Source organism: Bradyrhizobium sp. Ses1 (assembly GCF_059512365.1).
This window is the reverse complement of the sequence record NZ_JCAMOQ010000294.1, coordinates 1-214: the sequence shown is the minus strand read 5'-3', so window position 1 is coordinate 214 and position 214 is coordinate 1. Positions and strand designations below refer to the sequence as shown.

Sequence of the window (214 nt, the reverse complement as noted above, 5' to 3'; positions counted from 1 at the left end):
AGAGCACGGCAAGCCGAGACTGGAGCGCAACTGAGCCAATGGCTGAAACCATCCGCTCATCGACTGCCACGATAAGCTCGCCGTTCCGCGTTAGTTGGCTGAAGAGGAGGATTCGAACCTGCGACCATGGCATTAATGGTGCCCTGCGCTACCGCTGCGCCACTCTCCAATCTTTTCGGCTGAGCAAGGAACAAAATTGATCGACGATGGTCGA

At 56.1% G+C, this 214-nt stretch carries 1 tRNA gene; it reads right to left on the bottom strand.

Annotated elements, in window-relative coordinates:
* Nucleotides 1-95: 95 nt before the first annotated feature.
* Nucleotides 96-169: transfer RNA gene (locus AC5ZG5_RS46705), tRNA-Asn, on the bottom strand.
* Between the last annotated feature and the right edge of the window lie 45 nt (nucleotides 170-214).